Annotated in this window: 22 protein-coding genes and 1 pseudogene; 7 read left to right on the plus strand and 16 right to left on the minus strand. The window is 70.1% G+C overall.

What is annotated here, in order from left to right; all coding sequences use genetic code 11:
- Both HNV26_RS16845 and HNV26_RS16850 read right to left on the minus strand, forming a co-directional pair.
- Positions 1-308 (minus strand): annotated as a pseudogene (locus tag HNV26_RS16845) (metallophosphoesterase); the annotation flags it as partial.
- 105 nt (positions 309-413) lie between these two features.
- Positions 414-947: an FHA domain-containing protein gene (locus tag HNV26_RS16850; protein WP_171440050.1), complete on the minus strand. Its 534-nt coding sequence runs from the start codon at positions 945-947 to the stop codon at positions 414-416.
- 198 nt (positions 948-1,145) lie between these two features.
- Between HNV26_RS16850 and HNV26_RS16855 the strand changes: the two genes are divergently transcribed.
- The gene (locus HNV26_RS16855) at positions 1,146-3,191 is read left to right on the plus strand and encodes a hypothetical protein (RefSeq protein ID WP_171440051.1); all 2,046 of its coding nucleotides are present in this window, start codon (positions 1,146-1,148) and stop codon (positions 3,189-3,191) included.
- Between the two features lie 66 nt (positions 3,192-3,257).
- On the opposite strand, the gene HNV26_RS16860 is transcribed toward HNV26_RS16855, so the two are convergent.
- The 3 genes from HNV26_RS16860 to HNV26_RS16870 form a co-directional block, all read right to left on the minus strand.
- Positions 3,258-4,901 (minus strand): long-chain fatty acid--CoA ligase, encoded by a 1,644-nt coding sequence (locus tag HNV26_RS16860; protein WP_171440052.1) that lies wholly within the window; start codon positions 4,899-4,901, stop codon positions 3,258-3,260.
- 91 nt (positions 4,902-4,992) lie between these two features.
- The gene (locus HNV26_RS16865; RefSeq protein ID WP_171440053.1) at positions 4,993-6,030 is read right to left on the minus strand and encodes a 6-phosphofructokinase; all 1,038 of its coding nucleotides are present in this window, start codon (positions 6,028-6,030) and stop codon (positions 4,993-4,995) included.
- A gap of 80 nt (positions 6,031-6,110) precedes the next feature.
- Complete coding sequence (locus HNV26_RS16870; RefSeq protein ID WP_171440054.1) at positions 6,111-7,538, minus strand: amidase; 1,428 nt, start codon at positions 7,536-7,538, stop codon at positions 6,111-6,113.
- Positions 7,539-7,605: 67 nt separating this feature from the next.
- Between HNV26_RS16870 and HNV26_RS16875 the strand changes: the two genes are divergently transcribed.
- Complete coding sequence (locus HNV26_RS16875) at positions 7,606-8,334, plus strand: glucosamine-6-phosphate deaminase (RefSeq protein ID WP_171440055.1); 729 nt, start codon at positions 7,606-7,608, stop codon at positions 8,332-8,334.
- Between the two features lie 15 nt (positions 8,335-8,349).
- Here the strand turns inward: HNV26_RS16875 and HNV26_RS16880 are convergent, their stop codons facing one another.
- Together HNV26_RS16880 and HNV26_RS16885 are read right to left on the minus strand one after the other, a co-directional pair.
- Positions 8,350-9,081, minus strand: a complete 732-nt coding sequence (locus HNV26_RS16880; protein ID WP_171440056.1) for a lytic transglycosylase domain-containing protein — start codon at positions 9,079-9,081, stop codon at positions 8,350-8,352.
- 10 nt (positions 9,082-9,091) lie between these two features.
- A complete protein-coding gene (locus HNV26_RS16885) occupies positions 9,092-9,820 on the minus strand; it encodes a TetR/AcrR family transcriptional regulator (RefSeq protein ID WP_171440057.1) in 729 nt (242 codons plus the stop codon).
- Positions 9,821-9,918: 98 nt separating this feature from the next.
- Here HNV26_RS16885 and HNV26_RS16890 point away from each other — a divergent pair, with 98 nt between their 5' ends.
- Positions 9,919-10,473: a sterol desaturase family protein gene (locus HNV26_RS16890; RefSeq protein WP_171440058.1), complete on the plus strand. Its 555-nt coding sequence runs from the start codon at positions 9,919-9,921 to the stop codon at positions 10,471-10,473.
- Between the two features lie 10 nt (positions 10,474-10,483).
- Here HNV26_RS16890 and HNV26_RS16895 read toward each other — a convergent pair whose 3' ends face one another.
- The 3 genes from HNV26_RS16895 to HNV26_RS16905 all read right to left on the minus strand — a co-directional run bounded on the left by HNV26_RS16895 (position 10,484) and on the right by HNV26_RS16905 (position 13,201).
- On the minus strand, positions 10,484-11,029 hold the full coding sequence (locus tag HNV26_RS16895) for a hypothetical protein (RefSeq protein ID WP_171440059.1): 546 nt from the start codon (positions 11,027-11,029) through the stop codon (positions 10,484-10,486).
- An 18-nt stretch (positions 11,030-11,047) separates the two neighbouring features.
- Positions 11,048-11,674 (minus strand): hypothetical protein, encoded by a 627-nt coding sequence (locus tag HNV26_RS16900; protein WP_171440060.1) that lies wholly within the window; start codon positions 11,672-11,674, stop codon positions 11,048-11,050.
- Positions 11,675-11,815: 141 nt separating this feature from the next.
- Positions 11,816-13,201 carry a M28 family metallopeptidase gene (locus tag HNV26_RS16905; RefSeq protein WP_171440061.1) on the minus strand — a complete coding sequence of 462 codons (1,386 nt, stop codon included), beginning with the start codon at positions 13,199-13,201 and terminating at the stop codon, positions 11,816-11,818.
- A gap of 235 nt (positions 13,202-13,436) precedes the next feature.
- Here HNV26_RS16905 and HNV26_RS16910 point away from each other — a divergent pair, with 235 nt between their 5' ends.
- The 3 genes from HNV26_RS16910 to HNV26_RS16920 all read left to right on the plus strand — a co-directional run bounded on the left by HNV26_RS16910 (position 13,437) and on the right by HNV26_RS16920 (position 15,743).
- Positions 13,437-14,138, plus strand: a complete 702-nt coding sequence (locus HNV26_RS16910) for a carboxypeptidase-like regulatory domain-containing protein (protein WP_253816682.1) — start codon at positions 13,437-13,439, stop codon at positions 14,136-14,138.
- A gap of 1 nt (position 14,139) precedes the next feature.
- Positions 14,140-14,538 carry a hypothetical protein gene (locus tag HNV26_RS16915; RefSeq protein WP_253816683.1) on the plus strand — a complete coding sequence of 133 codons (399 nt, stop codon included), beginning with the start codon at positions 14,140-14,142 and terminating at the stop codon, positions 14,536-14,538.
- Between the two features lie 113 nt (positions 14,539-14,651).
- Positions 14,652-15,743 (plus strand): hypothetical protein, encoded by a 1,092-nt coding sequence (locus HNV26_RS16920; RefSeq protein WP_171440063.1) that lies wholly within the window; start codon positions 14,652-14,654, stop codon positions 15,741-15,743.
- A gap of 10 nt (positions 15,744-15,753) precedes the next feature.
- Here the strand turns inward: HNV26_RS16920 and HNV26_RS16925 are convergent, their stop codons facing one another.
- From HNV26_RS16925 to HNV26_RS16940, 4 genes are all read right to left on the minus strand, one after another.
- Positions 15,754-16,212: an STAS/SEC14 domain-containing protein gene (locus HNV26_RS16925; protein ID WP_171440064.1), complete on the minus strand. Its 459-nt coding sequence runs from the start codon at positions 16,210-16,212 to the stop codon at positions 15,754-15,756.
- Between the two features lie 131 nt (positions 16,213-16,343).
- The gene (locus HNV26_RS16930) at positions 16,344-17,681 is read right to left on the minus strand and encodes a carboxypeptidase regulatory-like domain-containing protein (protein ID WP_171440065.1); all 1,338 of its coding nucleotides are present in this window, start codon (positions 17,679-17,681) and stop codon (positions 16,344-16,346) included.
- A gap of 272 nt (positions 17,682-17,953) precedes the next feature.
- On the minus strand, positions 17,954-19,741 hold the full coding sequence (locus HNV26_RS16935; RefSeq protein WP_171440066.1) for a hypothetical protein: 1,788 nt from the start codon (positions 19,739-19,741) through the stop codon (positions 17,954-17,956).
- Between the two features lie 37 nt (positions 19,742-19,778).
- Positions 19,779-20,144: a hypothetical protein gene (locus HNV26_RS16940; protein WP_171440067.1), complete on the minus strand. Its 366-nt coding sequence runs from the start codon at positions 20,142-20,144 to the stop codon at positions 19,779-19,781.
- A 184-nt stretch (positions 20,145-20,328) separates the two neighbouring features.
- Between HNV26_RS16940 and HNV26_RS16945 the strand changes: the two genes are divergently transcribed.
- On the plus strand, positions 20,329-21,735 hold the full coding sequence (locus HNV26_RS16945) for an FAD-binding oxidoreductase (RefSeq protein ID WP_171440068.1): 1,407 nt from the start codon (positions 20,329-20,331) through the stop codon (positions 21,733-21,735).
- Between the two features lie 12 nt (positions 21,736-21,747).
- Here HNV26_RS16945 and serA read toward each other — a convergent pair whose 3' ends face one another.
- Together serA and HNV26_RS16955 are read right to left on the minus strand one after the other, a co-directional pair.
- Positions 21,748-23,001 (minus strand): phosphoglycerate dehydrogenase, encoded by a 1,254-nt coding sequence (gene serA / locus HNV26_RS16950; protein WP_171440069.1) that lies wholly within the window; start codon positions 22,999-23,001, stop codon positions 21,748-21,750.
- A 69-nt stretch (positions 23,002-23,070) separates the two neighbouring features.
- On the minus strand, positions 23,071-26,292 hold the full coding sequence (locus HNV26_RS16955; protein WP_171440070.1) for a hypothetical protein: 3,222 nt from the start codon (positions 26,290-26,292) through the stop codon (positions 23,071-23,073).

Genomic DNA, 26,292 nt, shown 5'->3' on the forward strand with positions numbered 1-26,292 from the left:
GTGAGGGGCGGCTCCTGGCGGGTGGGCCGGTCCAGCCACCTGCGGAGCAGGAGGAGGGGGGCGCCGCCGAGGACAATCATGATGATGGCGACGGACCAGCCCACGGAGAAGACGCGCAGGGCCGCATCCCCCACGGGGAGCTGTGCGTGCCGTCCGGCCACCGCGGAGTAGAGCCACGCCACCAGGGACAGGAAGGTCCCCAGCGCGAAGGCACCCAGGCGCCACTTTCGGAGCAGGCTGGGCCACAGCGACCGGAGCACGGCCCAGGCGCCGACGTTGAAGATGAGGAGGAACAGCAGCCTGCCCATTTGCGGTGCTCCCTTGGCGTGAAGGGGAACAGTCATAGCCGGGGCGGGCGACATGCGCCGCAGGAAGTGGTTGGCGCTGGAAGGAATGTTCCGTTCCCGGGGTTCTCAGGCCCGGCTGGGACTGGCCATCCGCAGGTGGGCGTGGAGCGTCTCCGTGCGCAGGTAGAGGAACTGGGCATCGCCAAAGGCCAGGGCGTCGCCGTCGTTGAGCATCCGGTCCTGGTCCGGCCCCAGCGGGGAGGCGTTGACCCAGGTGCCATTCATGGAACCCAGGTCGCGCACCGAGCAGTCACCGGCCTGGGCGTGCCACCGCAGGGTCGCGTGGTGCTTGGACACGGACGGGTCGGGTACCACCAGGGCGCAGCCTCCGATGCGTCCCACGGAGAACTCCTCTCCCTCCGTCTCCGGCCTGAGGAAGTGGACCTCCAGGGCATCGAACCCGCGCAGCATGACGAACAGCCGGTCCACGAGCCGTGTCCGGTGGGCCATGCCCACGGTGCGCGCCTCGCCGAGCCGCATGGCCACCTGTTGGAAGACGGGCTCGGGCGGCTGTTGGACCAGCACGACGCGGCCGGATGCTTCGAGGAAGGCCTCCAGGGTTGCCAGGGCGAACGGGCGCAGTTGCTTGACGGACGGCATGGTGCCCGCACCTTAGACCGCGTTGCGCGAAGTTGGCGCTGGACCGGGTCCATTCCCCATGGAGTGTCCACCGCCGGTCGGGAGCCGCGCCGTCCTTCCTCGCCATGACGCGCGCGACCTTTCTTGGGGGAAATGCGTCCGCTTTCATCGCGCCGGGGCAGCTGAACCCCCTCCGCGAAGCCCTCCAGGAGCGACGACATGATGATGCGGATGAAGCGGTATGGCGCTGGACTGCTGACGGCATGGTTGCTGGCGGTGGCTCCCGCCTGCGGCGACTCGGATGAAGGCGCTCCACCGGACGCGGGGTTGCCCGACGCAGGCGACCGTGGGATTCCGGATGCGGGAGACAGCGGCACGCCCGATGCGGGTGAGGAGCTGCCTCCGCTGCTGGTTCCCGAGGGCTGCAACCCGCTGGCCTCCGAGCATGACTGCCTCCTGCCATACCCCTCCGACTACTTCCTCGAGGCGGATGCAGCGCTGCCGTCCGGCCACCGGGTGCGGCTCTCCGAGTCGGCGAAGCTGAAGGCACCGGACGGCGCCGCGTTCGACTTCACGGACCTCCACCCGGCGGACGGTTACTCCCATGGCACGCAGGTGCTCGCGCTCTTCCCGGGCGGTGTGGATGACGCGCGCCTGCCGTCGGTGACGAGCCCCACCGCCGCGACGAACGGGAACACGGTGTTCCTCGACGCGGAGCGCGGCGAGGCCGTGCTCCACTTCGCGGAGCTGGACCCCAGGGCTCCGGACGACGCGCGCCGCGCCTTGCTGCTGCGGCCCGTGGTGCGGCTGCGCAACACGGCCCGCTACATCATCGCGCTGCGCGGGCTGACGGCGAAGGACGGCACGCCCGTGCCGGTGCCCGAGGGCTTCCGCCGCATCCGGGATGGCCAGACGGCGGGAGACCCGCTGCTGGCGCCCCTGGCCGCCAGATACGAAGCGGACATCTTCCCGGCGCTGGAGGCCGCGGGTGTGCCGCGCGCGGAGCTCCAGCTCGCGTGGGACTTCACCACCGAGTCGCAAGAGGGCGTCACGCAGGACATGCTCCAGGTGCGCCGCCTGGCGATGGAGGCGCTGGAGGCCACGCCCCCCGCCGTCACGGTGACGGACGTGCGAGATGACGTGGACGCCAACGTCGCCCGGCGCATCACCGGCACCTTGCGGGTCCCGCTCTTCCTGGAGAGCGACCAGCCCGGCGCGCTGCTCGCCCGTGACGAGGAAGGCCGTGTGCGCCGCAATGGCGACGCGGAGGTGCCTTTCACGCTCCAGATTCCTCGCAGCGTCTGGGGGCAGTCGGTGGCGCCGGTGCGCTTGCTCCAGTACGGCCACGGCTTCTTCGGCCGGCAGGCGGAGGCGGATGGTTCCTTCGTCCGGCCCTTCATCCAGGCCACGCGGATGGTGGTGCTGACGGTGGACTGGTGGGGCATGTCGCAGACGGACGCGCCGGGCGTGCTCCAGGCGATGGCGGGCAACCCTGGCCAGACGTTGCGCTTCACCGACCGCGTCCACCAGGGCATGGTGAATCAGCTCGCCGTGACGTACGCGGCTCGGACGACCCTGGGGGCGCTGACCGAGCTGCAGGACGACGGCGTGCGCGTCTTTGACCCGGAGCAGACGTACTTCTACGGCATCAGCCAGGGCCACATCCTGGGCGGCACGTACGTCGCGCTGTCGCCGCACGTCTCACGGGCCGTGTTCAGCGTGGGCGGGGCGGACTTCTCGCTGATGATGTTCCGCGCCAGGCCCTTCGGCATGTTCCTGGATGCGATTGCCCAGACGGTGCCGGACGCGCTCGACCAGCAGAAGTTCGCGGCGCTGACGCAGATGTCCTTCGACCGCATCGACCCGCTCACCTATGCGCCGCACGTGCTCGGTGACCTGTACCCCGGAGCGCCCGCGTCGCGCCGGGTGCTGGTGCAGTACGGCCTGGGGGATGCGCAGGTTCCCAACGTGGCCACCGAGCTGCACGCCCGCGCCATGGGCTTGACGCAGCAACTGCCCGCCACCTGGCGCGTGCCCATGCTGCCCGCGGAAGAGGGGACGGTGGCGGGTTCGGCGCTGGTGCAGTTCGACTTCGGGCTGCCGCCGCCGCTGCCCGGCACCGTGGCGGACCTGCCGGCCGCCGACAATGCCGTTCACGAAGGCGTGCGCCGTGACGACGACGGACGGGCGCAGGTGGACCGGTTCCTGCGGCCAGACGGACAGGTGGAGGTCACCTGCGACGGCATCTGCCTGGGGGGCAACTAGCGCAGGGCCAGCAGAGACCTCCGCGCGTCAGCGGCGGACGCGTGGAGGTCGCTGCCTCATCGCGGTCTACGTCGCCGCGTCCGCCTTCGGATTCTTCAGCAGGTGGTCGCCGTAGTCCTCACGCAGCTTCGTCTTGAGGAACTTGCCGGTGGACGTCCGCGGCACCTGCGGGACGAAGACGTAGTCATCCGGCAGCCACATCTTCGCGAACTGGCCCGCCAGGTGCGCGGTCAGCTCCTCCTTCGTGACCTGCTGCCCTTCCTTCAGTGCCACCGCGGCCAGCGGGCGCTCATCCCACTTCGGATGCTTCCCGGCGAAGACGGCCGCCTCCAGCACTGCCGGGTGCGCCATCAGCGCGTTCTCCAGCGCCACGGAGGAGATCCACTCACCGCCCGACTTGATGACGTCCTTGCTGCGGTCGCAGATGCGCACGTAGCCCTGCGAGTCGATGGTCACCACGTCGCCCGTCTTGAACCAGCCGTCCTTCGTGAAGCGGTCCGCGCCCTCGTCGCCGAAGTAGGAAGATGCGATCCAGGGGCCCCGGACCTCGAGCTCGCCCATCGTCTCCCCATCCCAGGGCAGCAGCGTGCCGTCGTCGCTGGCGACGCGCGTCTCCACGAAGGGCAGCGCGAAACCCTGGGACGCCCGCGCCGAGGACTTCGCCTCGGGCGTCGCCTTCCGCAGCGGCCCCTTGAGCTTCGCCATGGTTCCCACGGGGCTCATCTCCGTCATTCCCCACGCGTGGACCACCTCCAGCCCGTGCCGCTGCTGGAAGCCCTCAATCAGCGCTGGCGGCGCCGCCGAGCCACCAATCAGCATGGACCGCATGCTGCTCAGGTCCCACTTGTTCGGCGACTGGTCCAGGAGCGCCAGGATTCCAATCCAGATGGTGGGCACGCCGCCCGCCAGCGTGACCTTCTCCGCCGCCATCAAGTCCAGCAGGGAGAGCGGGTCCAGGTGCGGCCCAGGGAACACCAGCTTCGCGCCCGTGAGGACGGCGTCGAAGGCCAGGCCCCACGCGGCGGCGTGGAACATGGGCACCACCGGCATCACCACGTCCGCCTCGCGCATGCCCGTCACGTCCGTCATGCAGCACGCCAGGGCGTGCAGCACGGTGGAGCGGTGGCTGTAGAGCACGCCCTTCGGATTGCCCGTGGTGCCCGACGTGTAGCAGAGCATCGACGCGGAGTTCTCATCGAGCTGGGGAAAGTCGAAGTCCGGGGACTCGGCCGCCAGCAGCGCTTCGTAGTCCAGCGTCCCCTCCGGCGCGGGGCCCGCGTCCGGCACCACGATGACGTGGCGGATGCTGGGCACCGCGTCCTTGAACTTCTCGAACAGCGGCAGCAGCGAGCGGTCCACCACCACCACGGAGTCTTCCGCGTGCCGCGCGATGTAGCCCAGGTCATTGGGGTGCAGGCGCAGGTTGAGCGTGTGCACCACCGCGCCCATGCACGGCACGCCGTAATACACCTCCAGGTGCCGGTAGTGATTCCAGCTCAGCGTGGCCACCCGGTCCCCCGCCTTCACGCCCAGCCGCGTCAGCGCGTTGGCCAGCCGGCACGTGCGCGCGTAGAAGTCCGCGTACGTGTAGCGGTGCAGCGACTTGTCCGGGTTGCGGCTGACGATTTCCGAGCACGGGTAGAACGTCCGTGCACGCTCCATCAAGTGGCTCAGCGTGAGCGGGAAATCCATCATGCGGCCTGGCAGCATCGGCACCCTTCCTTGTGACGGCGTGAGGAGGGGCTGATGCTAACGGAGCGCGGACCCGTGCTTCATCCGCGCTCCGCGATGCCGCGTCGCGTCAGCCGAAGAAGACCTGGGCGACTTCGAAGAACTCCGGCGGGACGCGCTTGAGCTCGCGGGTGGCGTCCGCCAGGTCCACGCTGATGATGTCGTTGCCTCGCAGCGCGGCCATCTTCCCGAACTCGCCGCGGGCCACCATGTCGCAGGCGTGGACGCCGTAGCGGGTGGCGAGCACGCGGTCATGTGCGGTGGGGGCGCCGCCGCGCTGGATGTGGCCCAGCACGGACACGCGCGTCTCGAAGCCGGTGCGCCGCTCGATTTCGTGCGCCAGGATGGTGCCCACGCCACCGAGCCGCGGCCTGCCTGCCTCGTCCAGCGCGCCGCTGGTGACGAGCTGCTCCTGCTGGTCCGCGGACAGCTTGATGCGCGTCCCCTCCGCCACCACGACGATGGAGAAGGTGCGCCCGCCCGCGTGGCGGCGCTGGATGTGCTCGGCCACCTTCGCCAGGTCAGCGGGAATCTCCGGCACCAGGATGACGTCCGCGCCGCCAGCGATGCCCGCGTAGGTGGCAATCCAGCCCACGTGCCGGCCCATCACCTCGCAGACGATGACGCGCTTGTGCGACTCCGCGGTGGAGTGCAGCCGGTCAATGGCCTCGGTGGCGATGGCGACGGCCGTGTCGAAGCCGAAGGTGAAGTCCGTGGCGTTGATGTCGTTGTCGATGGTCTTCGGCACACCGACGATGCGCAGCCCTTCCTGCGACATGCGCGTGGCGGCCGACAGCGTGCCTTCACCACCAATGGCGATGACGGCGTGGATGCCGTTGCGTTCGATGGCGCGCTTGACGCGCTCCAGCCCGTTTTCGACCTTGAACGGGTTGACGCGCGAGGTGCCGAGGATGGTGCCGCCCCGATGGAGGATTCCGGACGTGGTTTCACGCGTGAGGCGGAAGTGGTTGTCCTCCAACAACCCCTTCCAGCCATCTCGGAGGCCCATCATCTCGAAGCCGTGGGCGTTGGCGCGGCGGACTACGGCGCGGATGACGGCGTTCAGGCCGGGGCAGTCACCCCCGCCGGTGAGCACGGCGACTTTCATGGAGAAACGTTCTATCGCGCCCGGTGCCAGACGCGATGTCCAAGTTCGCCCGAGCGCTCACCCGGGGACCTTCCAACCCTCTATCCGAACACCGCCGGACGACGCTGGGCCCAGGGGCGGGCCGCCTCCAACTGGGCGGCGAGTCGGAACAGGGTGGCCTCATCTCCAAAGCGCCCCATGAACTGAACACCCACGGGCAGGCCGTCCGGGCTCCAGTGGAGCGGCAGGCTCATGGCGGGCAGCCCCGTGGTGTTGGCCATCGGGCAGTGGGAGGCGAAGGCGCCCGCGCGGAGCAGCGGCGCCAAGGGCTCGCCCGGTGGCGAGGAGAACGTGCCCAGCGGCGGCGCGAGCTCGTTGAGGGTGGGCATCAGCCAGACGTCCACGTCGTCGAAGTGACAGAGCGCGGCGCGGCTGTGACGCTGCAACTCCGCGCTGGCGCGCAGATAGGCGGACAGGCCCTGGTCCAGGCCATATTGGTAGAGGGCCCAGGTGAAGGGCTCGAAGTGCGAGGCCTCCGGGCTGCGTCCCAGGCGCTCGGCCATCGCGTCGATGCTGAAGACGACGCCCGCGGTCCACATGGTGATGAAGTGCTGGCCCACCGCGTCATCACCGGGCACCTCCAGGCTGCCCTCGTCCACGTGGTGGCCCAGGTCCTCCAGCAGCCGGGCCGCAGAGTGGATGGCGGCCAGGCACTCCGGGTGGATGGCGGCGCCCATGGGGGGGCGTACGGCCACGCGGATTCGCAGGCGGCCCGGGGGCGTGTTGACCTCCTGGGTGTAGGGCCGCGCCTTGGCTGGGGCCTGGTACGGCGTCCCCGCGTCCGCGCCGCAGGTGACGTCGAGCAGCGCCGCGCTGTCTCGCACGGAGCGGGTGAGGGCGTGTTCGGTGACGAGCCAGTGGACGGCGTCCGCGATGTCGCTGCCCATGGGGTTGCGGCCCCGGGTGGGCTTGAGGCCGAAGAGGCCACATGCGGCGGCGGGGATGCGGATGGAGCCGCCGCTGTCCGTCGCGTGGGCGAAGGGCACCATGCCGCTGGCCACCGCCGCCGCCGCGCCGCCGCTGGCCCCGCCCGGAGAGCGCGAGGTGTCCCAGGGGTTGCGGCAGGGCCCGTGCAGCTCGCTCTCCGTGGTGGGGAGCAGCCCCATCTCCGGCGTGTTCGACTTGCCCAGCACCACCAGGCCGCTGCGCCGGTGGCGCTTCACCAGCTCGCTGTCCTGGTCTGGAACGTAGTCCTTCCCGAAGCGCGAGCCGTGGGTGAGCGGGTGGCCCTCCTGGGCCGCGAGCAGGTCCTGGAGGAGGAAGGGGACGCCGGTGAAGGGCCCCGGAGGCAGCGTCCCCCGGGCACGCTCGCGCGCCTGGTCGAACTGCGTCTGGACGACCGCGTTGAGTGTCGGGTTGTGGCGCTCGATGCGGGCAATGGCCGCATCCACGAGCTCGAGCGGCGTGGCCTCCCGGCGCCGGACGAGCTCCGCCTGTGCCGTCGCGTCAAGACTGACAAAGGGGTCCATGTCCCTGACTCTGTCATGATTCACGCGACCTGGAAGCGCACCCGGTGCATGCCTATGTTCCGGACCCATGCGCATCCGCGTCTTCGATTCCGAGCGGGAGGCCGCCGCCACGTGCGCCCAGCGAATCGCCCGAGCGGTGGCGGCACGCCCCTCCCTGGTGCTGGGGCTCCCCACGGGGCGCACGCCGCTCAACGTGTACCGGGAGCTGGTGGAATTGTTCACACGCGGCGGTTTGGATTGGGCCCAGGTCCGCACCTTCAACCTGGATGAGTTTCTGGGTGTGGCGGCGGACGACGCGGGCAGCTTCCGCGCCTACATGGAGCGGCACCTCTTCCAGCACGTCAACCTGTCGCCCGCGCACATCCAGTTCCTGGATGGCGCGGTGGAGGACGCGGAGGCGGAGTGCGCGCGCTACGAGGCCCGGTTGGCCGAAGCGGGCGGACTGGACCTGGTGCTGCTGGGACTCGGTTCGAACGGGCACCTGGCCTTCAACGAGCCGGCGGACGGGCTGCGCGCGCGGTGTCACCGGACGCGGCTGAGCCGCCAGACGCGGGAGGCCAACCTCATGCTCTTCGGGGATGACCCGTCGCGCGTGCCGATGGAGGCGCTCACGATGGGCATGGCCAGCATCCTCCAGGCGCGTCAGGCGCTGCTGCTGGCTTTCGGCGAGGCCAAGGCGGAGGCGGTGCGCGGCATGGTGGAGGGCCCCGTGTCCCCCCGCTGTCCCGCCTCCTTCCTCCAGCTCCACCCGGACGTCGAGGTGTGGCTGGACCCGGCGGCGGCCCGCGCGCTGTAGGGCGCTGCGCCTGCCTCAGCTCCGGCCATTCCCCGCGGGCGCGGCGGGCTGCTTCGGCTCCTTCGCCGCGGACGCCGGTGCCTTCGAGCGTGCCGGAGCCACCGGCTTCGGCTTCGCCACGGACTTCACCGCGGGCGGCGCCTTCCGCGGCGGAGGCGGGCGCGTCAGCTCCCACGCCGCGAGCACCTTGGGCACGTAGAACTCCGTCTCGCCATTGCGCGGCACGCGGCCATTCACGGAGCCCGGGCCCGCGTTGTACGCGGCCACCGCGAGCCGCACGTCACCGAAGCGCCGCAGCTGCTGGGCCAGGTAGCGCGCGCTGCCATCAATCGCCGGCTCCGGGTCGAACGGGTCCTTCACACCCAGCATGGCCGCGGTGCCGGGCATCAGCTGTCCGGGCCCCATGGCCCCCGCCGGGGAGATGCGGTGCACGCGCGTCTCCGACTCCACCTGCACCAGCGCGCGCAGCAGCCCCGCGGGAAGGCGGTGCCGCCGCTCGGCCGCGTCGATGACGGGCTCCAGGGGCGCGTGTCCCTCCACCAGGCACGACGGCCGGTGCGCCAGATACGCGCGCAGCGCGCCCGCCTTGGCCTCCAGGAACGAGAAGGACAGCGGCGACACGAAGCTGTTGCCGAACCAGGCCACCGCGAGGTTGAGCAGCACCACCGGCGCGAGCACACACGGCAACCACCAGGCCCACCCAGGCACCGTCATCGCCTCACGCCGTGCCGCCCGCTTGCGTCCCACCCCTCCACCCTTAGGGGCGCTTGGGGCCTCCGTCCAACTTCCGGCGCCCGGGGCGGACCTCCGGGGGCAGGCGCAGCCCGTCCAGCACCAGCGTGGTGAGCGCGTCCGGCAGCTCCAGCGGGTTGCCGATGTCCTCCTCGCTCAGCACCGCCAGCAGCAGCCGCTCCACGGCGCCCACCACCGCCAGTCCGCTCACCGCCGGACGGATGGGGCGCAGCAGCCCGCTGGTGTGCGCCTTCTGCGTGATGTCCACCGCGTGACGCGCCACCTGCCGCGCCAGCTCCGCCACCTTCGTCCGCGCCCCCACGGCGGGCCCCCGGGACTCCTGGAGGTACAGCCGCACCACGCCCGGGTACTGGAGGAGGGCGCTGGCAATCACCGCCGCCACCGCGCGGTACGCGTCGAACATGGCCTCCACGTTGCGCGCCTCCGCCAGGGAGTGGCCGCACGTCTCCAGCCCTGCCAGCAGCTCGCGGCGCACCGGCTCCAGCAGGCCGTCCACCAGCGCCGCCTTGTCGTCGAAGTACCGGTAGAACGTCCCCTTGGCCACCCCGGCCGCCTGGGTGATGTCGTCGATGGTGACGCCATCCAGCCCCCGCGCCAGGAACAGCTTCAGCGCGGCGTCCTCCAGTGCCTGCTCGCGCTCTCGGCGGTGGGCCTCGCGGCGGCCTCCGGGCCGTGCGGGCGGCTTGTCCGCCTCCTGGGCGCCATCCGCCCGCGTGCCATCCCGGCTCGCCATTGCCGTGCGCTCCAGTCCATTGCGCGGTAGAAAAAGAGTGACCAAATAGTCATTTATGGGAAGCGAAGCGCCGGCCGGGCGCTTCGCCGGAGGCGACGATGATCGGCATCCCCCTGGGCTGGGTTTACTCCAATTTCGGTGAATGGGTCCTTCACAGGTCCGTCCTGCACGGCCTGGGGAAGAACCGGAAGAGCTTCTGGAGCTTCCACTGGCACGAGCACCACCAGAAGTCGCGGCGCCACGACATGGTGGATGACCAGTACATGCGCTCGCTGTGGAACTGGTCGGCGCAGACCAAGGAGCTGATGGGGCTGGCGGTGCTGGCGCTGGCCCACGCGCCGCTGTTGCCGGTGGCGCCCTTCTTCGTGGGGACGGTGTGGGCCTGCGCGGCGAACTACTACTTCGTCCACCGGCGCGCGCACCTGGACCCGAAGTGGGCGCGTGAGCACCTGCCGTGGCACTACGACCACCACATGGGCAAGGACCAGAACGCGAACTGGTGCGTGACGCACCCGTTCTTCGACCTGGTCATGGGCACGCGGCGCGAGTTCCTCAACGTGCAACCTCCCGCGTCCAAGCAGCCCGCGCCCGTCGAACAGCCCGTGCCCGTGGAGGCCCGGGAGCGCGCGGCGGCGGCTCCCGGGCTCCGGTAGCGCGGTCGGCCTAGAACACCAGGTCGAAGTAGTTGGCGTGCGCCTTCACGCCCGCGCAGGCGCGCAGCGAGGCGGTCCAGTCCTCGGAAGGCAGCGTGCCCCGGGCGTCGAAGATGAACTCGAGCTCGGGCTGCCGGGCCAGGTCCAGCAGGTCCACCGGGCCGGTGCTGGTGAGCTGGATGGTGCGCGTGGGCGCGGTGCTGGTGCGCGTGTACTCACCGATGACGTGGGTGTCGTTGGAGCCCGGCTGGCGCACGGAGACGTTGGCGCGCTCCACGCCGCTCAGGTCCGTGTCGGCCGTCACCTCGAAGACGCGCAGCCGGAGCTCGGTTTCGATGTCCGTGTCCTCGGGCAGCGGGTCGGCGAAGTCGCCCAGCGGGAAGGTGATGCTCCGCTCCACGTTGACGGTGAGTGGCAGCGCCGCCTGGAAGGCGAGGTCGCGCTCCGTCTTGCAGATCTCCTCGGCCTCGGCCTCGATGAAGAAGAGGGATTCGCAGCCGGTGGCGAGCATCGCGATGCTGGAGAGGAGCAGGATGCGGAAGGAAGTCGTTCGCATGGTTGAAAAGCTCCTGGCTCAGAAGAAGTAGAGGATGAAGCCCAGCTTCACGGAGGGCATGGTGGCGCGCACGGACAGGTTCCTCGCGGTGATGTCCGGGTCATCCGTGGCGTCCTGGAGCAGGGCGCTGGCGTCGTCCACGCCCAGGTCCACGTAGCTGAGGCCCAGGTGCAGGAAGAAGTTGAAGCGGCTGGCCGCGCCCACCTCCAGGCCCACGCTGCCGGTGACGTAGTTGTACGTCACGTCGCGAATGGCCGCGCTGGCCCGGCTCGGCGTCGCGCCCAGCCAGTCCACCACCTCGTTGTAGTTCGAGCCGAAGTAGTGCCCCGCCTCCACGTTGAAGGACGGCGCCAGGAAGGTCTGCATCGGCAGGATGCTCAAGCCGCCGCGCAAGCCGAAGCTGAGCGTGTTGGTGGTGGGGCCCGCTTGCAAGCGCAGCCACGGCAGCGGCCGCAGCACCGCGGACAGGCCCACGCCGTGCGGCGCGCCCGCGTCCAGCATGAGGCCAAAGCGATGAGGGGTATCCGACCCTTGGGCCAGGGCCGGTGTCGCGGCCCCCAGGCCCAGGGCGCAGGTGAGCGCCGCGCCGTGCCGTCCCAGCAGGAATGTCCTTTGTCGTCTCGTCGAGGATGTCGCCATCGTCATGTCGTGTTCCAGCGTGTTCCGGCCCGGTGGCCATCATTCGCGCGACCGGGCGGAAAAAGAAGCGACGTCAGGAGAAATGACGGCGGGAAGAGGTCGCTTCGGCGCTGGTATCCGACATTGGCGCTCAGGGACGCCGGTATTTCAGGGCTCTGTCGTCCGGTTGGCGGCGAGCCCGATGACGTTGACCATCAAATCCTTGATGCGGCGCGGCTTCTCTCCGCCGTTGTCGCGGACGATGAGGTCGATGTCGTCGTCGGCCCGGTGGTACTCGGGGATGAGGTCTCCGCCGCCGTTGGGGTTGGACAGGCCCTCGAACATGAAGAGGACGTCCTCGCCCTTGCGCCCGAAGGACGCGCCGTCCTGCCGGTCGCGGAACACGTTGATGTCCCGGTTGATGCGGTCGAACGGGTCATCGAGCTTCGCGTTCGCCTGGTCCAGCACATCCCGGAAGTAGTTGGGCTGTCCGCGCGAGTTGGTGTCCACCACCGACAGGCGCTGGTCGTCCCAGCGGCCCACCATGTCCACGTTGATGACGCCGGCAATCTCCTCCATGCCGAGCCCCGGAATCGGGTGGTCCACGAAGTACTGCGAGCCCACCAGGCCCTTCTCCTCGGCGCCCGTCCACAGGAAGAGCACGGAGCGGTCCAACTCGCCGCGCCTGGCCGCCTCCGCCAGCTCCGGCACCGCCGCCATCAGCACCGCGCTGCCGGAGGCGTTGTCGTCCGCGCCGTTGAGGACGTTGCCGCGCCGGTCCACGCCGTCGTGGTCCAGGTGGGCCATCACCACGATGACCTCGTCCTTGTTCGGCCCCGAGCCCGGCAGCAGCGCCATGGTGTTCACCGCCTGGCCGGACGGGGAGGCCAGCTGGCGCAGCTCCTCCACGCCTCGCTGCGCCCCCGCGCGCGGCGGCGCCAGGGGCAGGCCGCGCGCGTTCATCGACTTCTCGTACTGCTGGTTGAGCAGCGCGAGCGTCTCCTTGGGCATGTCGTCGTCGAGGTAGAAGCCGCCTTCGAACAGCGCGTGTCCGTAGGTGTTCGGCGTGTGAGCGTGCTCGCCCGACTCGCCGCGCACTCCGGGCCGGCCCGCGAACGAGTACACGTCGAAGCGCTGCTCGAAGGCGTTGTCCGGGTTGTTCGTGTTGGGGCCGACGAGGCCGTACTTCTGCACGTGCTGCTGTACATACAGCGACGCGGCATCCAGACCGGCTGACGGGCTGTCGCGGCCCTGGAGCTCGTCCGAGGACAGGTACGCGATGTGCGTCATCGGGTCCGAGTCCACCGCGACGCTGTCCACCTCCGGCTCCGGCGCGGGTGCCGGCTCCACCGGGGCGGTGGGCGGCGGCGTGGGCACGGTGCACACGAGCGGCCGGGGCGCGCGGGCCGACGACTCGAAGCGGTCCGCGTTCCAACCGGGAGGTGCGCTGGCGGGCTTCGCCGGGGCCTCGGAGGCCCGGGAGTCCTTCGCCACGGCGGCGCGCGGCGGAAGTGAGGGGAGAGGACGCGGGCTGTCGCTGACTTTCGTGGCCATGGTGGAGGAGTCCCGGTGCGCGTGGGGGTGGCGCGTCCAGGAATTATCCGTCCCAACCGTCCGGGAGTTGTGTGCCTTCTTTTCCCTTGCAATGACCGGGGGGGGTGTTGAAGGCCGGACGTCGCTCCGCCCCGCCGGTCAATACCTGCACCTGGAAGCCGGTGACACGTTGCAAGTCCGGAAAGCACCGGGCTGCGAGTGGCCCGGGTCGACCGGCCCAGGACGGGGGGTCCGGATGATCGACGAAGTCGATCAACGTTTGAAGGCGTGGGTGGGCCGCATTGCCGGTGATGTCCCGGTGTTCCTGGGCGTGCCGGACCGCGAATCGCTCGAGCGAGGCGTCTGCCTGTACCTGCTGGAGCTGGGGCCCGCGCCTCCGGTCCGGAGCGGGGGTGGAGGTGGGGGGCGTGCGCCGCTGCAGATTTCGGTCTGTTACGTCATCACCGCGGGGGCGGAGTCCCCGGAGCGAGCGCACCGGCTGCTGGGGGAGCTCGTCTTCGCGGCCATGGAGGAGGCGGACTTCGAGGTGGAGCTCACGCCGGTGCCCACCACGGTGTGGGCCGGGCTGAGGACCGCGCCGCGTCCCTGCTTCCGCCTGCGCGTCCCGGTGCGGCGGGAGCGCGCGATGCCCGTCATCCACCGGGTGCTCTTTCCCGCCTCGCCCCAGGCCACGCCGACGCCCGCGGAGGCGCTGCTGGGCTGTGTCGTCGGCCCGGGGGACGTGCCGATTCCGGGCGCGCTCGTCGAGCTGCCCACGTTGAAGCTCACCACGCGTACGGATGCCAAGGGCTGCTTCCGTTTTCCCAGCGTGCCTCCCGTGGCCACGCTGGGACGGCTGGAAGTGCGCGCCAAGGGGGAGCTGCTCGAGCTGGGCCCGGACGTGCTTGCCGCCGAGCCCCAGCCGCTGCTCATCCGCCTGCCGTTGAAGGAGGAGTGACATGCCGCAAAGCCACCCGTCGTCTGTCACCTCGGAGGAGCCGCCGCGCGGCGGCGAGCGCGCTCGCGCGTCACCGGGGGCCACCGCGCCGAACCCTGCTCACGGGGCGCTGGAGACGTCCTGGATTGATGAATGGGGCATGGCGCCCGAGGCGTCCTTCCCCGATGCCTGGAGCGCGCGGCAGAAGGCGTCCGTCGCCGGTGCGCCCGATGCGTGGCGCGCGGGCCCCGTGGCTTCCATCCCCGGTGTCTCCGAGGTGTGGGGCGTGGGGCCGGAGTTGCTCGCGGTGCATGTCCTGAGCCCGGCGGCTCCGGGCCTTCGGGAGGCCACGTCGGAGTCCTGGGCGCGGAGCGAGCCTCCCCCCGTGGCCACCGCAGGGACGCGACGACGAGGCGAATGATGGAACGGACAGCCTTCCGCGACAGGCCGGGCGATGGGGGAACCGCCGGGCTTGAGGCGGGAGCGCTGGCCTGACTCGCTCAATGCCGCACGGTCCTCCAAGAGAACAGGTCGATGTCTCGCGTCTTCGATGTCTCCGCAGTCACGGACACCCTTCGTCTGTCCCCCAACGGGACGGGGGAGGCCGTCTTCCACGTCATCAACGCCTCGCGGGCACCCGTGCGCGCGCGCCTCTCGGTGGTGCCTGAAGCAGGCGCCCGGCGCGAGTGGCTCTTCATCGACGGCGATACCCAGCGCGACTTTCCTCCGACAGGCGCGCAGCGAATCCTCATCCGGCTCCGCGTGCCAGCGGGGACGCCACCGGGCCACTTCACCTTCCACCTGCGAGTGGAGGACTGCGACAGCCCCGACGCGCGGTTCACGCAGGGGCCCGCCGTCACCGTCGAGGTGGTCTCCTCGCCGCCCGCCGCGAGGGCGTTCCCCATGAACTGGGCTGTCATGGCGGTAGGGACGTTCATCCTGCTGGGGACGGTGGCCTCCCTGCTCGCCGCGGGCAGGGCGCGGCAGCCCAGCCCCGGGGCGCCCTGTCCGGATGGGCATTGTGGCAAGGGGCTGACGTGCGCGAAGCAGGTCGATGGGGGCGTGTGCCTGGCCTCGCGAGGCCAGCCCTGTGAGGCGGGCTCCCAGTGCATCACCGGCTTCTGTGAGCCCGGCGTGGGGTGCACGGTGCCGCTGGGAAAGGACTGCGCCTCCCCGGAGGACTGCCCGGGCGCGCTGACGTGCGCCGACGTGCTGGGCTCGTCCGTCTGCCTCCTCGAGCCGGGAGAGGACTGCGAGCACGACCGCGACTGCGCCAGCTTCTTCTGCAACGCGGAGCGCAAATGCAACCGCGATGACGGACGCTGTGACAGCAACGCCGAGTGTCATTCGCCCACGCAGTGCGGCGCGACGAAGCTGTGCCAGCTCCCAGAGGGACAGCCGTGCATCCGGCACGAGGCCTGTCTCTCCGGTTACTGCTCGGAGACCTGCCAGATATCGCCGGAGTCCTTCCAGTGCGAGTCACCGTGCCCCGCGTACACCGCATGTGTGTCGGGCAGCTGCGTCCCCGTGGACGGCAAGCTCCTCAACCAGAACATGCTGCTGACGGCGCCTCGAATCCTCAAGGGCATCCGGGAGCTGCGCATCCAGCAGGGCATCCAGCCGTAGCCGGCGCATGTCACCGCAGGGGCGGCCGCACCGTCTTGCCGATGTCCACCAGCCGCCGCACCTGTTCTTCGCTCAAGCCCAGGTGCCGCGCGGCGCCCGGGACGTCCCCCGGGATGAAGGCGCGCATGGCCCGGGGACTGAACCAGTTGAAGAGCGTCACGACGCCGCGGACCAGTGAGGATTCGGTGAACACCGCCGTGGGCGGAATGACGTAGTCCTTGGGCACCTGGTTGAGCGCCTGTTGCCGCTGGGTGGCATTGGGGCCGGGCCCTTCAGCCAGGACGAGCTGCCCGGTGGCCGTGTCCTGGTGACGCGCGATGAGCTCGCAGTAGCGCGCCCAGTCGTCGGGGGCCGGTGGCTGCGCGTTGTGCGCCACCACCAGCACCGTGCCGACATATGCCAGCCCCAACGTCCGGCTCCGCACCACATCCTGGATGTCGGGCGCGTCGAACTGGACGGGAGCTGTCATCGCCGCGTCTCTCCGTTGGATTGCGAGCATGCCGGAGTGTTCCTCCGCAGGGCGTCATCCGCAACCTGTATTCCGTGGAATACTTGTTGGTCCGGCGTCCGAGGTGCGGGCGCCGGAGGAGCGGCTTGGGGCTACCGGGCAGGGACGCGGAGGACCAGGCCCGGCGGAGGCAGGCTCCAGGCAGAGGTGGTGTCTCCCCAGGCCGCGATGGTGCCGTTGCGCCGGAGCGCCAGGCTCTTGTTGAAGGCCTGGCCCGCGACGGCGGCGACATCCGTCAATCCGGCGGGGAGCGTCGTCTGGCCAAAGGCGCCGTTCCCCCAGGCGACGACGGTGCCGTTGGACCGGAGCGCCATGTAGTGGTGTTCGCCTCCCGCGACATCCACGACGTCGCCGAGGTCCGGGGTGAGCGCGAGGTCGTAGTACGCCGCGCCAAATCCCCAGACGGCCGCGGTCCCGTCCGCCCGCAGCGCCAGTGCGCTGCTGCTCGTGTTGGCGATGGCCACTGCGTCGTCCAGGTCCGCCGGGACGGCGAGGAGGTCGAACACGTCCTGCCCCCAGGCGGTGAGGGTGCCGTCCGCCTTGAGCGCCATGCCGTGGTACGCCCCCGCGGACACCGCGACCACGTCCTGAAGCCCCTCAGGGACATGCGTCTGCGGGGCGGTTTCCGCGCCGATGGCCACGACCGTCCCATCCCGCTTGAGCGCGAGGAGCAGGACTCCGTTCGCGCTGATGTCCACGACGTCCGACAGGCCCGAGGGCACCGGGACGGGGTCGGGGCCTCCCCACTTGACCACGGTTCCATCCGCCTGCAGGGCCACGGCGAAGGCCATCCCCGCGCCCACGCTCACGACATCGGAAAGCCCCGCTGGAGCCGGAGTGACATCATTCAGGGAGCCGGCCGAGCCCCAGACGGTGACGGTGTTGTCCGGCAGGACGCCAATGCCCCAGTTGGCCGCATGCGCGAGGGTCCGCTGCCGGAGCACTCGCAGCGACGCGGTGGCGGTGGGCTTCCAATCCACGCCAGGCGTGACGACGACCTCCTGCTCGCCGGGCGCGAGGCTCCCCGGCACGCGCACCACCACCTCCGTGTCCGACCAGGACAGGTAGTCCTCGGCGTCCACGCCGCCGATGGAGACGCGGGAGGCGCCACGCGCCTCGCCGAAGCCGGAGCCGGTGAGCTTCAGGTGGCCCCGCTGGACGGTGAGGGCGGGCGCCTCGAGCACCAGGGCTTCCTGGCGGCGGCGCAGCGACAGGTCGACCGACGTCGTCTGACCCGGTTGGACCTCCAGCGTGGCCCCGGCCTGCTCGTAGTTGCTCCGATGGGCCGCCACGGTGTGTGTGCCCGTGGGGACGTTGTCGAACGTGAAGCGGCCTTGCGCGTCCGTGGTCACGCCGTCGCTCACGCCGGAGAGGGTGACGGTGGTGCCCTCATGGTGGCTCTCCCCTTCGAGGAGGGCCTGCCCCGTCACGCGGCCGAGCTGTGTCCCGGAGTCATGTGGCCGTGTGCCGGCGTCGGACGGGGGGGAGGGACTGTCAGGGGTGCAGGCTGAAAGGGCCAGGAGGAGGGCCCAGAGCCATGACGTTCTCGCGAGACGCATCGGCGGGACTCCAGGGTGTGCGGGGGAGGCACTCCTCGGGCCGGAGGTGGAGGCCCTCGACGCGGAAGAATGCCTGTGGCAGCCACCTGACGCCCACTGGGAATTGTCATTTGAATTACATCTGACATTGCCAGCGTCTGCGCCTAGTCGAGGATGAGCTCCACCATCAGGTCGTCCTCGGGGTCCTCCTGGATGGACGCGTCCGAGTCGTCCACGTCGTATCCCTTGAGGGAGAAGCCCAGGGGCGTCTGTGCGCCGATGCAGGGAGTCGTGCGGGGCGAGGTGCCCACGCCGTCACCATCCATGTCGGGGTAGAGAACCGTCCAACGATAGCGCGCGGCGTCCGTGTCATCGCAGTCATTGCCCGTGGCCTGGGTGAAGTAGGGCTCGGGAAGTGACGTACCGGTGCACACGGTCCCTGCTTCGGGGTGGGTGTGCCCATCCGCGTCCCGGTCCACATGCGCGTAGGCCACCTGTCGCCAGCGCGCCGTGTCTTCCGCCGCGCAGTCCGTCCCCTGGGCCGACCACGGCGCGGGCACCGTGCCATCCGTGCACAGCGCGACCGCGTCTCCCGCGCCCACGCCGTCCCCGTCCGCATCCGTCCATGCCTGGACGGTGGTGTGGATGCTCGGGTCCGCGTCGTCGCAGTCGTTCCCTCGGGGGGTGGTGGCATGGCCGGGCGGCAGCGCCATGCCCGAGCACACCGCGCCCTCCTCCGGCGCGGTGAAGCTGTCACCGTCCGCGTCCCGGTGCGAGTAGGCCAGGAGCCTCCAGCGGAGGGGGGCCGCGTCGTCGCAGTCGGTGTTCACCGCCGAGTACCCCATGGGAATCTGCCGGCCCGCGCAGAAGGTCTGCCGCGTGCCCGCGCCGAAGCCGTCCCCGTCATCGTCGGGATACACGTGCCAGGTCACCATGACGGTGGCATCGCGGTCGTCGCAGTCATGACCGGTGGGCCACTGGGCATGGCCCGGAGGAAGCGCCGCGCCGCTGCAGGTCACGCCCTGTTCGGGCACCGTGTCGCCGTCACCGTCCGAGTCCCGGTGGGCATAGGAGCGCCACTGCCACAGCGTGGCGTCCTCCGGCGCGCAGTCAACGGAGTCCAGCGCGTAGCCGGGAGGCGCCGTGCGGCCCGTGCACCGCATGACGGGGTCACCACTGCCGAAGCCGTCTCCATCCACATCCGCGTAGACGGTGCGCTCCTGCCACCCTGCGGCGTTCGTGTCGTCGCAGTCCAGGCCGCGCGCCTCCAGGGCGTAGCCCGCGGGCAGGGTCATGCCAGAGCAGACCCGGCCTTCCTCGGGCACGGTGAAGCCGTCGCCGTCCGCGTCCCGGTGGGTGTAGTCGCGCCACGTCGAGCGCGCGCGGTCGTCGGGCGCGCAGTCGCCGTCGACCGCCGCGTAGCCCCGGGGCAGGTCCCTGCCCGCGCAGTGGGAAATGGGCTCGCCGCTGCCAATGCCGTCGAAGTCCGCGTCCGGCCAGAGCTGGGTGGAGGCGGCGAAGCGGGGGGCGTTGTCGTCGCAGTCCGGCGCGCCGGGTTGCTCGCGGTAGCCCACGAGCGTGTCGCCCACGCACGCCGACACCGGGCCTTCGCCGGTCGCGCCGTCGTTGTCCACGTCAGGGTAGAGCCCAGCCAGCACGCGCCAGCGGGACGCATCGGCGGGCGCGCAGTCATCGCCTTGAGGGCTCAGGCCCGCGGGAAGCCGCTGGCCCACGCAGCTCTGCAGAGAGGGGCCCGCGCCCACCCCATCCAGGTCCGCGTCCACATGGCCCGCCAGGAATCGCCAGCGCGTGCCATCGCCGGGCGCGCAGTCCATGGCGTCAACGACACCGTCGCGGTCCGAGTCTTGCTCCGAGCTGTCGTCATCCGCGCAGCCCGCCAACGTCGCCATGGCCAGTGTCAGCGCCAGCCACGTCCGTCCATTCGTCCCCATGGAAGCCGTCCGTTCCGTCTGCGTGTCAGTGGGGCGTTCAGGGGAGGCGGGTCAGCTTGCAGGTGGTTGGCCAGTTGGAGGCAAGCGTGTGGACGGTGAGGTGGAAGCGTCCCGGGCGGGTCATCAGGAGCAGCGCCATCCGGTCACACCGCGCGCCAAAGCCCTGCTGGGCTCCACTGTCTCCGATTTGCGGTCGGAAGTTGATGGTCCGAGGGCTCGTCTCTCCCTCCAGGATTCCCGTGACTTCGAAGTTACTGCCGGAGGAGTAGACCATGACCGCATCCACCGTCGTGAAGACGTAGGACGTGCCGTACGCGGCCTGCTCTGCCAGCGCGGAAGGGGCCAGGGCCAGTGTGGCGAAAACGGAAGCGGTCCGGACAAGACGCGGGAACGACGAGAACATGGGGGCCTTCCTCGGAGTGGGCACAGGGATGGCGGAACTCCGCTCATGGCCCATGCCCTATACGTTCTCGCCCCGTTTTCTTGGCCGGCGTGCGGACGGTTCCATCCCGTGCCCTCCCGCCGACGTCCAACGCCCCCCGTGCTGCACCTTGTCACAGCCGTCCGGCTGCAATACGCCTAGAGGCATGTCCACCGCCGCGCTCCCCGCCGACTTCCTCCAGGCCATCACCGAGGGCTTCCCCGTAGACTTCCTCACCCGGGACCCAGGTGAACTCCAGGAGTACGGCCGCGATTGGACGCGCGTCTACACGCCCGCCCCCGCCGCCGTGGCGCTTCCCCGGACAACGGACGAGGTCGCCCGGCTGCTGGCCCTGTGCCACCAGCATCACATCGCCGTGGTGCCCTCCGGCGGTCGCACCGGGCTGGCAGGCGGCGCGGTGGCGGCCCGGGGCGAGCTGGTCCTGTCCCTTCAACGCATGACGCGCATGGGGCCGGTGGACCTGCTCGGCAACACGGTGCGCGTGCAGGCGGGCGCGGTGACGGAGGCCGTCCACCACCACTGCGCGGAGCACGGCCTCACCTGGCCGGTGGACTTCGCCTCCAAGGGCTCCAGCACGGTGGGCGGCAACATCGCCACCAACGCGGGCGGGGTGAAGGTCATCCGCTACGGCCTCACGCGACAGTGGGTGTTGGGGCTCCAGGTCGTCACCGCCCAGGGGGAAGTGCTGGAGCTCAATGGCGCGCTGGAGAAGAACAACACCGGCACGGACCTGCGCCAGCTCTTCATCGGCAGCGAGGGCACCCTGGGCGTCATCACCGAGGCCACCCTCAAGCTCACCCAGCTCCCCGGCAAGCAGGACGTGTTCCTCTTCGCGGTGCCGGACGTGGCGGCCGTGCTGCGGCTGTTCCGCGACGCGCGCCGGCAGAACGCCTTCAGCATCTCCGCCTACGAGTTCTTCACCGACCGGTGCATGGCGCGCCTGGGCCGCCACCGCAAGCTGCGCCCTCCCTTCGAGACGCCCAGCGAGTGCTACGTGCTGCTGGAGGCGGAGGCGAAGGACGCCGCCGCGGTGGAGGGCTGGCTGGGCTCGCTCTTCGAGCGCGAGCTGGTGACGGACGGCGTCCAGGCGCAGGGCGCGGCGCAGGCGGCCGAGCTGTGGGCGCTGCGCGAGGGCATCAGCGAGAGCCTCTCCGCCACCGGCCTGCCGCACAAGAACGACATCTCCCTGCCGGTGGCGGGGCTGGAGGCCTTCTGCGCGGAGCTGGAGGCCATCTTCAGCGCGCGCTACCCGGGCTGGGAAATCTGCCTCTTCGGCCACATCGGCGACGGCAACCTGCACGTCAACGTGATGAAGCCGGACGCCATGGACAAGGCGGAGTTCCTGGCTCACACGAAGCAGGCGGACCCCACCATGTTCGCGCTGGTGCAGAAGCACGGCGGGAGCATCTCCGCCGAGCACGGCATCGGCCTGCTGAAGAAGGACTACCTGGGCTACTCACGCGCGCCGGCGGAGCTGGCCCTGCTGCGCACCCTCAAGCGGGCGCTGGACCCTCGAGGCATCCTCAACCCGGGCAAGGTCGTGGATGCCTGAGGGCGCCGGACGTCAGGACAGGATGCGCGTCTTGATGTCCGTCTCCAGCCCGGCGATGGCCTCGCACACCGGGGTGGACACGTCCTGGTCCAGGTCCATCAGCAGGTAGCCGATGTTGGCGTCCGTGCTGAGCACCTGGGCGTGGATGTTGGCGTTGAGGTCGGAGACGATGCGGTTGATGTCGCGCAGCACGCCCGGGATGTTGCGGTGCACGTTGAGGATGCGGTGCGTGCCCGGGATGAGCGGCGCCTCGATGTTCGGGAAGTTGACCGCGCCCGTGCTGGCGCCCGCCTTGAAGTACTTCAGCAGGCTGGTGGCCACCTCCTTGCCGATGGAGGCCTGCGCCTCTTCCGTGGACCCGCCGATGTGCGGCGTGAGGACCACGTTGGGCAGGCCCTGGAGCGCGGTGACGAAGCCGTCCGAGTTGCTCTCCGGCTCCTCCGGGTAGACGTCCACCGCGGCGCCGCCCAGGTGCTGGGACTGGAGCGCCCGCGCCAGCGCGTCGATGTCCACCACCGTGCCTCGGCTGGCGTTGATGAGGCAGGCGCCCTTCTTCATCTGGGCAATCTGCTCGGCGCCCATCATCATGTGCGTGGTGGGCAGCGCGGGCACGTGGAGGGTGACGAAGTCGGAAGCGCCGAGCAGCTCCTCCAGGGTGACGGCTGGCTGCGCGTTGCCCAGCGGCAGCTTGGTCATCACGTCGAAGTAGAGGACGCGCATGCCCAGCGCCTCGGCGATGACGCCCAGCTGCGAGCCGATGTGGCCATAGCCGATGATGCCCAGCGTCTTGCCGCGCACCTCATGGCTGCCGGTGGCCACCTTGCGCCACTGGCCCGCGTGGACCTCCCGGCTGCGCTCGAAGAGCTGCCGCGTCAGGACGATGACTTCCGCAATCACCATCTCCGCCACGCTGCGCGTGTTGCTGAAGGGCGCGTTGAAGACGGGGATGCCGTGCGTGTTGGCGGACGTCAGGTCCACCTGGTTGGTGCCGATGCAGAAGGCCCCGATGGCCAGCAGGTTCTCCGCGTGCGCCAGCGCCGCGAGCGGCACCGTCGTCTTGCTGCGGATGCCCAGCAGGTGCACCCCCTTCAGCCGCTCCGCCAGCTCGTCCGGCTTGAGGGCGGACGAGACGCGCTCCACCTGGAAGCCCTCGGCGGCCAGCATCTCCCCCGCGGACGGGTGGATGTTCTCCAGCAGCAGGGCTCGGAAGGGGCCGTCACTGCTGATGGCGCGCGTCGGAGAGGGCGGGAACTGGGGAGTGCTCATGGCGCCTTGCGTTAGACCTGGGGCTCGGGACTGTCAAGGGTGGGGTGGTGCTCGCTTGAGGACCATGCGTCATTGCGTGGGGAAGCGCGGCTCGTAGAACTCCTTGGAGTCCCACTTGACGTCATGGAACTCCGCCTCGCCCGCCTTGGTCTTCGCGACGCAGCGGACGATGTTGTTCTTCGTGAACAGGCAGGGCTCGGCGTGGGGGTTGCCCGTCGCCGCGGTCTGGAACGCGCGGTGGATGAATTGGGGCTCGAGCTTGCTCAGGGCCAGGATGCGGTAGAACTCCTGGCTGAAGGGCAGGGCCTGGGAGGTCTGGTAGCGGCTGCGGAAGGCGATGACATAGGGCGTGCCGTGGTCGATGAAGAGCCGGGCGAAGTGGTGCTCCCAGCCAATCAGGCACGAGCTGAAGAAGGCGAGCATCCGGGGCGGCTTCTTGCCGCGCTTGAAGGCCCGCTCGATGGCCTCGTAGGTGAACTCGACGTCGCGGCTGCTGTCGTTGTCGTCCACGGTCCACTGGATGACGCTTCTCAGCGTGTGGTCGGGGCTCAAGAGGCTCCAGCCCAGCTTCGGCATGATGAGTGACTCCTTCGCCCACTGGGTGAGCGCGACCGGGTCGAAGCCGGTCTCCACGCAGAGCTCCTCCTCCCGGTTCGCCAGACTCTGCACCTTGGACGGGTCGTTTCTGCACCACGTCGGGTAGCGGGGATAGGCCATGTCCATGGACGCGAGGCGCACGGCGTGCTTCGAGCAGCGCACGTTCCCGTGGGTGACGTGGTGGTAGATGTCGCAGTCGCCGAGCTGGTCCACCCAGGTGTCGAAGTTCGCGTCCCGGTCGAAGAAGCGCTCACGGAACGGACCCCGTGAGGCCAGGGCGAAGGCGTCGCTCACGTGCCCCAGCTCGACGTTCCACTGCAGCCCGGGGTCCGCGCGGTCGTAATAGAAGAGGGTGCTGAGCTGGTCGACCGGCGCGGGCGGGTCGAGCGCCAGGATGTCATCGTGGGTGATGTCCCAGCCCCGCAGCTTGAGGTTGCACTTGCCGCAGAAGTGCGGGTCGAAGCGGGCCGGCGCGTGGTGCGGGTATTGCGGCCGCTTCTGCTCCCAGTCGGGGTAGCTCATCATGCAGTTGTGGTCGAGCGGGTCGTGGTGCTGGGGCACCACGCCCGAGGAGGCCTCGTGGTGGGTCAACCAGAAGCAGTGGCCCACCTCGTGGGTGAAGACGAAGTCGGGGTTCGCATCCACGCTCTGGTCGATGATGCCCAGCAGGTCGCCGTTGCCGTTGGAGGTCGTGGGCACCTCTCCGACCTCCGACGTCTCGAGCGCGTCCACGATGTCGTCCGACAGCTTGTATTCGAGCATGACGATGCCGCCGCAGGGCGCATCCCCAGTGCGGAGTCTGTCTGAGATGCGCGAGAGCAGGAAGCCGCCGGCGCTGGGGACGTTCGCCGTGCTGACCAGCTCGTTGAACATGTCGCTGACGAAGAACCAGATGTTGATCTTCTGATTGTCGCTGAGCTCCGCGCCAGGGTTGAGCCGCACGACGGGGCTGGCGTCATGCACATGCGTGGTGTCCAACAGGCCGACGACGCTGGCGACGGACGGCTTGATGTGCGTCCGGATGTGGGTGAACCAGTCCGAGTAGTCCGTGTCGTTGATGACCTGGGAGATGCGCCGGTACTGCGTGTGGGAGAAGTCGACCTCCAGGTAGGCCTCCGCATAGCGGTCCCGGCACTTCTGCGGCAGGTTCCCGTGGTTGCGCAGCGGCCAGCCCACGATGCCGAAGACCTCCACCCGGCGCCAGACGACGATGGGCTTCGTCTCGTACTGGCAGACGGGGTTGGCGGCCTCGAGCTGCATGGCATTGCCGCGGCCCGCGTAGCTGAGCCGCGCGCGCACCTGGTATCGGTCGCCGGCAATCAGTGACGGCTGGAGGTAGATGCCTGCGCGGCCCACGCGGTTCGGATGCGCGGCGCCGTCCGTGAAGGCGGGGACCCAGAGCTTCCTGGCCCTGGCGTCCTCCGTGGGCGCTGCGTACGGGGCATAGGACTGGGGCTCCCGCCAGAAGGGGTTGCGGAAGTTGCCGTCCTTGGTGCGGATGCCGCCGTAGTCCACAGGGCAGTTCGTGCCACCGTCACCCGCGAGGTCGACGAAGTCGCTGCCGAAGACGCGGTTGACGTAGGCCCGGGTTCCCAAGTGCAGGCCGTGATTCAAGGGCAGGTGTGACACGTCCTCGCCCGGCTCGAGCGCGGACCAGTCCACTCGCACCGCGCCCACGGCCTGGGGGGCGGCGACGCGGCTTCCATCATGGCCCTTGAGGTAGATGACCGCTTCGAGCGGCACGAGCGGGCGGTTGAGCTTGCCGGCCTCGCTCCTCGTCTTGTTGTGCAGCGCGCTCCAGTTGATGGCGGCGTTGCCCCGGTCGGGAGGAATCTGCTGCATGAACTCGTCGGTCTGGTTGGCGAGGTCCTCGTCGAAGCCCACGGCCTCCACGTAGACCCGCAGCGGCGCTCCATTCCCTCCGGGAATCGCGGTGCCTTCCGGGACAGGGTTGCTCTGGTCGTCGACCAGCGTCGGCCGTGCGCCATGGGCGTGCCCCAGCGCGCCGTCCAGCGCGTTCTCGAATTCGTCGTTCGTGGGCGTGGCGATGATTCGCAGGTCGCCGTGGTTGCGACGGAAGCGCTCCTTGGCCTTGTCCAGCAGGTCCGTGGTGGCCGCCGCGCGTGCCGGAGGGCCGGCGTAGTACCCGAGCTGGTTGAGCTTGTGGCAGATGCTGGCGGCGGTGCCCCGGACGAACACCTCGCCGGTGGCCAGCCAGGGGCCGCGGACGACCTCCACCGAATGGTAGAGGACGTTGACCCGCGCGGTGGTGGGGGGCGGGGGCGGCAGCTCCCTCGCTTCTTCCTCCGGGAGTGATTCGTCGCGCCGGGCCTCGCAGGGCGCCACGCTGCCCAGCTCGGTGTTGGGCAGGTCCTCGGGCTGGCGCAGGTCCTCGCGTTCATCCGCTTCGATGACGGCTTCGACCCGGAGCGCGTAGGGCGCTCTCAGCGGCGTGGCGAAGGGTTCCTGGACGGCGTCATTGCCCACGTTCAGCGCGCCCGACCAGGTGATGGCCGCCGGGCCGCCACGGCAATCGAGCGCGTCCGAGCGGTACACGAGGGCATCCGCGTAGTCGCGCACCTCCAACTGGACGGAGACGAGCCGTCCTTCATCCGGCGGGTCGTAGGTGACGGCGAGCGTCTCCTGGGAAGGAGCGAAGTGCGTCCAGTCGCAGCGCAGGGGGAGGTAGGGCAT

It is taken from the genome of Myxococcus xanthus (assembly GCF_013116825.1).
Lineage (GTDB): Bacteria > Myxococcota > Myxococcia > Myxococcales > Myxococcaceae > Myxococcus > Myxococcus xanthus_B.